Here is a 7383-nt window from a genome sequence, read left to right on the forward strand (position 1 = left end):
AACTTTTAGCACTTATAACGCCACGAAAATCACGCAAGATAAATTAGAAATCGAAAATTTGGGGAACGCCCCAATAAAGCGCGTTAGCGGTGTGACAAATGGAATGCAAGAAATCGCCTATAACTTTTTAGGCGCAGGGACTTACAAACTAAACATTCGACACGGCATAGCGAAAAACAACGCAGGGCAAGTCATCCCCGCAATGCCAAATTTCTTGCTCTATAATGCCTATTGGAATGCAAGCGTGCGGTGGAACACAAGCGCATTTATCTACATAAAAGGCGAAGCAAAAGACGAAAATCGCAACTACGGCATCGACACCGGCGGAGCGAAGAATACAAGAAGTGGAGGAAGAACAGGGAAATATTAAAGGCATTTAGATTCTGCGAAATTCTCGTAAAATCGCAGAATCTAGTGCGAAAACGCAGAATCTGCCACGAAAAACTCCGTCATTGCGAGAGAATGAGCGAATGCGAATTCTCGTGGCAATCCACCCACGCCGTCATTGCGAGATTCTGCGTTTTTTTATGCGAATCGCAGAATCTAAAAATTAAAAACTTCGTCATTGCGAGACTTGCCAAAGGCAAGTCGTGGCAATCCACTAGATTCTACGAATCATAAAAATTTAGGCAAATTCACAGAATCTAGCGATATTTCGCATTTCAAACGCCGTGCGAGATTCTACAAATCTCAAAAATTATCCCACATTTTAAGTCTAAAAATGGTAGATTCTGCGATTTTATTTTTCATAAATGCGATTTTATTTTTTGTAAAAAGGATTATTTTTGGGCGATTCGGCTTTGAGTTTGTTAGTGCCTGTGGTGGTGATTGCGCTTGTGTTTATCACGCGCAAAGTCGCGCTGTCCTTGCTTTGCGGGATTGCGCTTGGTGGGATTTTGCTATTTTATAATTCGCCTTTTGAGATTTTGCCCTACATTTATAAAAATATCGCGGGGGTTTTCTACACAAGCGAAAATGGCGCAATCAGCGCAAATTTAGATAGCATTTACATTTTTGGATTTCTTATCATTTTAGGCATTTTAAGTCAGCTCATTTTGTATTCTGGCGCGGTGAATGCCTTTGTAGCGTGGGCGCACAAGCGCATTTCATCGCCACAAGGCTCGGAGTTTATCGCATTTGTGGCGGGGATTGTGATTTTTATTGATGATTATTTTAACGCGCTGACCGTGGGGCAAATCAGCAAATCGCTAAATGACGCCAATAAATCATCGCGCGAACGCCTTGCGTATATCATCGATTCGACTTCTGCGCCCATTTGCATTCTAATGCCGATTTCAAGCTGGGGCGCGTATATTTTGGGCGTGATGGATAAGAATGTCCCCAAAGATTTTGGCGATAGTTTTGTGCTACTAATGCAAAGCATTTGGAGTAATTATTATGCGTGGTTTGCGCTTGTGGCGGTGTTTTTTACGATTTTGTGGCAAGTGAATCTCCGCGCAATGCAAAAAAATGTAAATGTCGGCGTAAAAGAGCTTCGTGAATCGCACGCACATCGGGCGACTAGCTCGGTTTGGCTTTTGGTTGTGCCGATTTTAATGCTTATGGTGGCGATTTTTGCGATGATTTTTTATAGCGGGTGGCGTGCGAGCAATTCGCAAAATCTAATGGATATTTTGGCAAACACAAGCACGGCGTTTTCGCTTTTTTTTGGCGGGCTATTTACGCTGATTGTGAGCTTTTTTATCTCGCGCAAACAGCTTAAAGTCGCCTATTACGCGCCCATAATCCGCGCGGGATTTTTAGGTATGCTACCTGCGATTTTGATTTTGGTTTTGGCGTGGGGGATTGGACCTGTGATTCGCGATGATATGCAGACGGGCGTGTATTTGGCGAGTGTGGGGCGGGACTTTTTTAACTCAAATGCGGTGGTTTTCACCCCTGCGATTTTATTTTGCATTGCGGCGTTTATCGCCTTTGCTACGGGCACGAGCTGGGGGACATTTGCGATTTTAATCCCAATAGGCGTAGAAGTAATCAGCGCAAATGGCGGTGGGAGCGTAGATTCTGCGCTTTGCATAAGTGCGATTTTGGCGGGGGCGGTGTTTGGCGACCATAGCTCACCTATTAGCGATACTACGATTTTATCCGCCACAGGGGCTGAATGCTCGGTGCAAAGCCACTTTATCACGCAATTACCCTATGTTTGCGCGGTGGCGATAATCGCGCTAATTAGCTTTGTGGTGGCTGGATTTTGGGGAGTTTTCGTGGGGTATGTGATTGGATTCGCCTTGCTGATTGGCTTTTTATACTTTTGCAAAGTGGCGGTTAGCAAGCCATTAGAAATATAGCAGATTCTGCGGATTTTTGATTTTTTTGTGTGAGATTCTGCGGATTTATGCAAAAACGCAGAATCTGCTTTTATTTAATAGATAAATTATTTGGATTGCCACGATTCTGCTACGCAGAATCTAAAATCGCTATTTTGTGCCCTTTATCTTTGCCACAATCTCGCTAAACGCGCTTGGATTTTCTACCGCCATATCCGCCAAAATCTTTCTATCCAAATCAATATTTGCAAGTTTTAGCCCGTGGATAAATTTTGAATAACTAATATCATTGATTCGGCACGCCGCATTGATTCGCACAATCCATAGTCGCCTAAAATCTCGCTTCTTGCGCTTTCTATCGCGAAACGCATAGCACAAACTTCGCTCTAACTGCTCTTTTGCCTTTCTAAAATGCTTTCTGCGCCCGCTGTAAAAGCCTCGCGCTAGTTTTAAAATCTTTTTATGTCGCCTGCGGCGAACAACGCCTGTTTTTACTCTCATTTTTTGTCCTTTACCTTAATTTTGATTTCGGTGGTAGCATTGCTACAACTTGCCCATTTCGGGGGATTCTAACTCAACTCTTTTAAAACACTTACGCCAAACAAAGCAGTTTTTTCACCTGCATTTCATTTGTCTTATCCACATACTGCGGGGCGTTTAGTCCGGCTTTTCGCTTGGGCGATTTTTTGGTTAAAATATGACTTTTAAACGCCGAACCACGCTTAATAAGATTTTTTTTAACCTTAAATCGCTTCGCTGCGCCGCGATTTGTTTTCATCTTTGGCATTCGCACTCCTTTTTAAAAAATAAAAGTTGCGATTTTATCGTAAATTTTTGAAAAATTTGCTTAATTTTCGCAGAATCTAATTAGATTCTGCGTTTTGGGGCAGAATCTAGCGCATTTTTAGGATTTTGCGTAAAAATCTCTTACGATTTGCCTATCATCAAAGGGGATTTTTTCGCTCCCTATGATTTGATAAGTCTCATCGCCCTTGCCTAAAATTAGCAAAATTTCATCGCTTTTTAGCCCTTCAAGTGCTGAGATTATGGCATTTTTGCGATTTGATTGAGTGATAACTTTTTCTTTATTTTTAATCCCGCCTAAAATCTCAGCGATTATGTCCTCTGCCTTTTCATTGCGTGGATTGTCGCTTGTAAGGTAGATTTTTTGTGCGTAGATTTCGGCGACTTTTCCCATTTTGGGGCGTTTGGTTTTGTCTCTATTGCCACCTGCGCCAAAAACTACCACAATTTTCGCACCCAAAAACGCTTCAAAAATATTTTGCATTCCCTCCGCCGTGTGGGCAAAATCCACCACCACAAGCGGATTTTGATTCACCACTTGCATTCGCCCCTCCACGCCACCAAATTCATTTAGCGAATCGGCGATTTGCTCCAAACTCAAATCCGCCAAAACTAACCGCACCGCCGAAATCGCCGCGATGATATTATAAAGATTGTATTTGCCTGTGAGGCAGGACTTGACATTTGCATTTTCGCTTTTTTTGGTGCGAAAATTATTCCACAAAATTAGCGCGTGAATATTTGGACGCGCACAATACGCCTCTACTTTGAGATTCGCGCTATTTTCGATGCCATAAGTGTAGGCATTTTCGACATTAAAACGCGCCAAATCGCAGTCCTTATTGATGAGTTTTAGCGCAGAGTCCGCAAAAAACGCGTTTTTTGTATCGATATAATTTTGCAAAGTTTTATGAAAATCCAAATGGTCGCTTTGGATATTTGTAAGAATTTTTAGCGCGAAATTTAGCCCCTCTATGCGCTTTTGAGCTATCGCGTGGGAGCTAACCTCCATAATCACAAAGTCGCAATTTTGCAAACTTGCCAAGTGGATAAAGTGGTAAAGTTCAAGCAGAGTGGGCGTTGTAAGCCCTTTTGGTGCGACTTGCGAATCATTTATAAAAACGCCCCTAGTGCCGATAAGTGCGGCTTTTAGCCCAAGTGTGAGTAGCATAGAATAAATGCAACTTGCCGTTGTCGTTTTGCCATTTGTGCCCGTAATGCCGATGATTTTGGGCGAATGCGCCAAATATTTTTTTAGCTCATTTGGCGCAATGATTTTGCAGGGCAGATTTTTTGCGTATTTTTCATTTAACGCGGTTTTTACAAAAATGCTATTTTCATCGATTTCTTGCGTGTTGTCCGTTAGATTCGTGCCATTTTTTAAGTCGATTTTCATTTTTTGCCTTTGGTAGATTCTGCGATTTTTGCAGATTTTTTGGTAGATTCTGCGAATTTGGTAGATTTTTTGGTAGATTCTGCGGTAGATTCTGCGTTTTTCGCAGAATCTGCGCTAGATTCTGCGTTTTCTAATGCTTTTTTTAGAATATCTTGGATTTTTTTATCATAAAAGTTCGCAGAATCTAGCGTCTCAATGTATTGCATCGCCACATCGCCAAAATCATTTTCCACAAGCAAGTCCAAAAACTCCACGAAATCGCCCTTATTTGTGAAAATAATCTTTGTGCTAAACATAGCGTATTCAAAGATTTTCTTAAAATTACTGCCGCGAACTAGCTTTTTAAAGTCGCTATACAAAATGCCGTCAATGTCGTTAATTTTGGCGTTTTCAAAGTCATTGACAAGCTCGGCAAAATGATTTGTATTCCTATCCAAAAGGCTTATGATATTTAGGATATTGTCCTCTGCGTGGGCGATTTTTTGCAATTTTAGGATTTGATAGTATTCAAAGAGTTTTTGCGCCTGCTCTTCGTTTTCAACGGCTATGTCGCTTAAAAGGACGCCGATTTTTGCCTCTTTGTTTTCATCATCAGCAAGTGTCAAATCATTGTAAAGGCGCAGTGATAGCGCGTAGTCCTTTGCCAAAAACGCCTTTTTTGCCTTCGATAAATATGACAACGATTTTCTATCCAAAACTTTTACTTTTTCCAAAAATTTGCCTTTTTAATAATCTTCCCCCTCCCTTGCGGAGGGGGACAAAGGGGGTGGGTAATTTTTTCATCAAAATTTTTCCTAACCCAAAATCCCTAATTTACGCTCACCACTTCAATCTCTGGGTGAATCTCATTTCGCAAAGTGCGCTCAATGCCGTTTTTAAGCGTATTGTTGCTACTTGGGCAACCCTTACACGCGCCCTCTAATCGCACAAAAACCTTGCCACCTTTGATATATTCAAGCGTAATATTCCCGCCATCAAGCAAAATGCTAGGGCGCAGTCGCTCCAAAACGCCCTCCACAGGCTCTAAAAGCTCATCATCGCTAAAAATCACCATTTATAAACTCCGCATTTTTTAGCGATAATTCTACCATAAAAATGCCACAACTTGCATTTTTGCAAAAATATGTGAAATTTTTGCGCCATTGCACCCCGAATTTTGCCAAGTATTATCTTTGTTTAAGTTGGTTTAAGTTGGCAAAACATATAATTTACAAATCACCGATTAAAGGGGCGAAATATGCGTAGAGTGGCTATATTATTACATTTGCTATGGGGGGGGGGGGATTTTGCCTATTAAATGCGATTGAGTTGAGAGACGCTATCCCAAAATGCCAAAATGGCAATGATTGCACCATAAAGACACCTTACGCTGAAATCACAAATCATATCGATTTTAAGATAAGCGCAAATGACATAACGATTGAGGCTCAAATCGGCACATTTACAAACTATGGGAGCATTACGCTAACGCGTGGCAATAGCAATCAATCCATCGCTTTTAACCAAAAGGGACATATCAAACATTTTATAAATCGTGGCACTATGGAAAAAATGATTTGGATTGCAAATAATTCTAGCGGTATTGATATGCTCACAAACTACGGCACGATGGGCGGTATCGACCACAATGTCTCAAATACGCTGACGCTAAATAATTTAGGCACGATTGGGAATATTTATAAATATGATGGCTCTCGGCAAACCACGAATCTTGCAACGACTAATGGCGCAAAAATCCTAATCCAAAATTATAAATTATCGATTGATGAGAATGCTAATACATTTAATACTTTTAATGGCGTCATTTCATTATCGCACCTTGTGATTAGTGGCGATGGCGCGAGATTTAAAGACGCAAAATCTAAAATCTTGCTTGACTTTGGCGCAAATTTTGAGTTTGGCAAAGAGTATTTGATTACTAAACTCGTTACGGATACAGGCGGCAATCCTTACACGACTTTGAGCGTGGATTTCTCCCGCTTATCGACTTACAATGACATTTATACGCTAACCAAAAGTGGCGCAAATGGATTCAAGGTAGAAATCACCCCGCAATACGGCACCATCGGCACTCTATACAAATCAAACATTCGCACGATGAATAATTTTGATTTGATAAGCAACGCGATGATTTATCCAAATAAATACAAAGGCACGAATCGCACAACAAGAAAACGCGTGATTCGCCGAATCAAACGAAGTGCGTTATTGCGAGGCGATTCGACAGAATCGCCGAAGCAATCCAAACCCATTCGTCATACTGAGCGTAGCGAAGTATCCAAAACACACGAATCTAATGAAATAACCGAATCAATGATAGATAAGCGAATCAATGAATTAGATTCGCCCTTACAACGCTACGATTCAAGTAATTTTGCATCTAGTGATTTGGATTCTTCGCTCACTTTGTTCGCTCAGAATGACGAATCATTATTTGATTCACTCAAATCAAACGAATCATTTTTCTACAAAAGCAATTCATTATTACTAGCCAACTCACAAAATACACAAAGAGCCAAAAGCACACGCACGATTAAGCAAAATCCAAATCCAAATCCAAATTCAGCTCAAAACTACTACTTCATTTTAACCCCCTTTGTAAATCACAATTATTTCTTTGAAAGTGGTAGATATAATCTATCAGGGTTAGAATATGGATTCGTAACGGCATTTAGTGGTAAGCTAAATAATAACAATTCGTTAGGGACTCATTTTGTATTTAGCTATGCGAATCTTAATGACAAAGATGATTCAGTATTTAATATTAAGTCTATGAATCTTAATTTAGGATTAAATTATAAATTAGATTTGATTTATAGTATGTATTTAAAAGCACGAATCGATGGCTTTTATTTCTTAAATGAAGTTAAGTCAATATCTATTAGAGATAAAATC

At 40.4% G+C, this 7383-nt stretch carries 11 protein-coding genes; 5 read left to right on the forward strand and 6 right to left on the reverse strand.

Annotated features, from left to right (window positions below; translation table 11 throughout):
- The 4 genes from ACWIUE_RS11810 to ACWIUE_RS11825 all read left to right on the forward strand — a co-directional run.
- A partial coding sequence (locus ACWIUE_RS11810; RefSeq protein WP_454136987.1) for a hypothetical protein occupies positions 1-370 on the forward strand: 370 nt, incomplete at its 5' end.
- A 44-nt stretch (positions 371-414) separates the two neighbouring features.
- Positions 415-621, forward strand: a complete 207-nt coding sequence (locus ACWIUE_RS11815) for a hypothetical protein (RefSeq protein WP_454136988.1) — start codon at positions 415-417, stop codon at positions 619-621.
- Positions 566-910, forward strand: coding sequence for a hypothetical protein (locus tag ACWIUE_RS11820; RefSeq protein ID WP_454136989.1), 345 nt, complete (start codon positions 566-568; stop codon positions 908-910). Before ACWIUE_RS11815 ends, ACWIUE_RS11820 begins: the two co-directional genes overlap by 56 nt.
- Positions 801-2309, forward strand: coding sequence for a Na+/H+ antiporter NhaC family protein (locus ACWIUE_RS11825; RefSeq protein WP_454136997.1), 1509 nt, complete (start codon positions 801-803; stop codon positions 2307-2309). Before ACWIUE_RS11820 ends, ACWIUE_RS11825 begins: the two co-directional genes overlap by 110 nt.
- A gap of 129 nt (positions 2310-2438) precedes the next feature.
- Here the strand turns inward: ACWIUE_RS11825 and rplT are convergent, their stop codons facing one another.
- The 6 genes from rplT to ACWIUE_RS11855 form a co-directional block, all read right to left on the reverse strand.
- Positions 2439-2789, reverse strand: a complete 351-nt coding sequence (gene rplT, locus ACWIUE_RS11830) for a 50S ribosomal protein L20 (RefSeq protein WP_454136990.1) — start codon at positions 2787-2789, stop codon at positions 2439-2441.
- 91 nt (positions 2790-2880) lie between these two features.
- On the reverse strand, positions 2881-3075 hold the full coding sequence (gene rpmI / locus ACWIUE_RS11835; protein ID WP_454136991.1) for a 50S ribosomal protein L35: 195 nt from the start codon (positions 3073-3075) through the stop codon (positions 2881-2883).
- A 117-nt stretch (positions 3076-3192) separates the two neighbouring features.
- A complete protein-coding gene (locus tag ACWIUE_RS11840; RefSeq protein WP_454136992.1) occupies positions 3193-4488 on the reverse strand; it encodes a UDP-N-acetylmuramoyl-L-alanyl-D-glutamate--2,6-diaminopimelate ligase in 1296 nt (431 codons plus the stop codon).
- Positions 4485-5201, reverse strand: a complete 717-nt coding sequence (locus ACWIUE_RS11845) for a hypothetical protein (protein ID WP_454136993.1) — start codon at positions 5199-5201, stop codon at positions 4485-4487. Before ACWIUE_RS11845 ends, ACWIUE_RS11840 begins: the two co-directional genes overlap by 4 nt.
- Positions 5202-5296: 95 nt before the next feature.
- Entirely contained in the window at positions 5297-5542 is a 246-nt protein-coding gene (locus ACWIUE_RS11850; RefSeq protein WP_454136994.1) for a NifU family protein, read from the reverse strand.
- Complete coding sequence (locus ACWIUE_RS11855) at positions 5529-5651, reverse strand: hypothetical protein (RefSeq protein ID WP_454136995.1); 123 nt, start codon at positions 5649-5651, stop codon at positions 5529-5531. The genes ACWIUE_RS11850 and ACWIUE_RS11855 overlap by 14 nt, the downstream gene beginning before the upstream one ends.
- 145 nt (positions 5652-5796) lie before the next feature.
- On the opposite strand from ACWIUE_RS11855, the gene ACWIUE_RS11860 reads away from it, so the two are divergent.
- A partial coding sequence (locus tag ACWIUE_RS11860) for a hypothetical protein (RefSeq protein ID WP_454136996.1) occupies positions 5797-7383 on the forward strand: 1587 nt, incomplete at its 3' end.

The organism is Helicobacter sp. 23-1045 (assembly GCF_053654655.1).

Excerpts from the sequence above, each read along its gene's own strand:
- rplT (WP_454136990.1), bottom strand. The coding sequence starts at position 2,789 with ATGAGAGTAAAAACAGGCGTTGTTCGCCGCAGGCGACATAAAAAGATT.
- rpmI (WP_454136991.1), bottom strand. The coding sequence starts at position 3,075 with ATGCCAAAGATGAAAACAAATCGCGGCGCAGCGAAGCGATTTAAGGTT.
- ACWIUE_RS11840 (WP_454136992.1), bottom strand. The coding sequence starts at position 4,488 with ATGAAAATCGACTTAAAAAATGGCACGAATCTAACGGACAACACGCAA.
- ACWIUE_RS11850 (WP_454136994.1), bottom strand. The coding sequence starts at position 5,542 with ATGGTGATTTTTAGCGATGATGAGCTTTTAGAGCCTGTGGAGGGCGTT.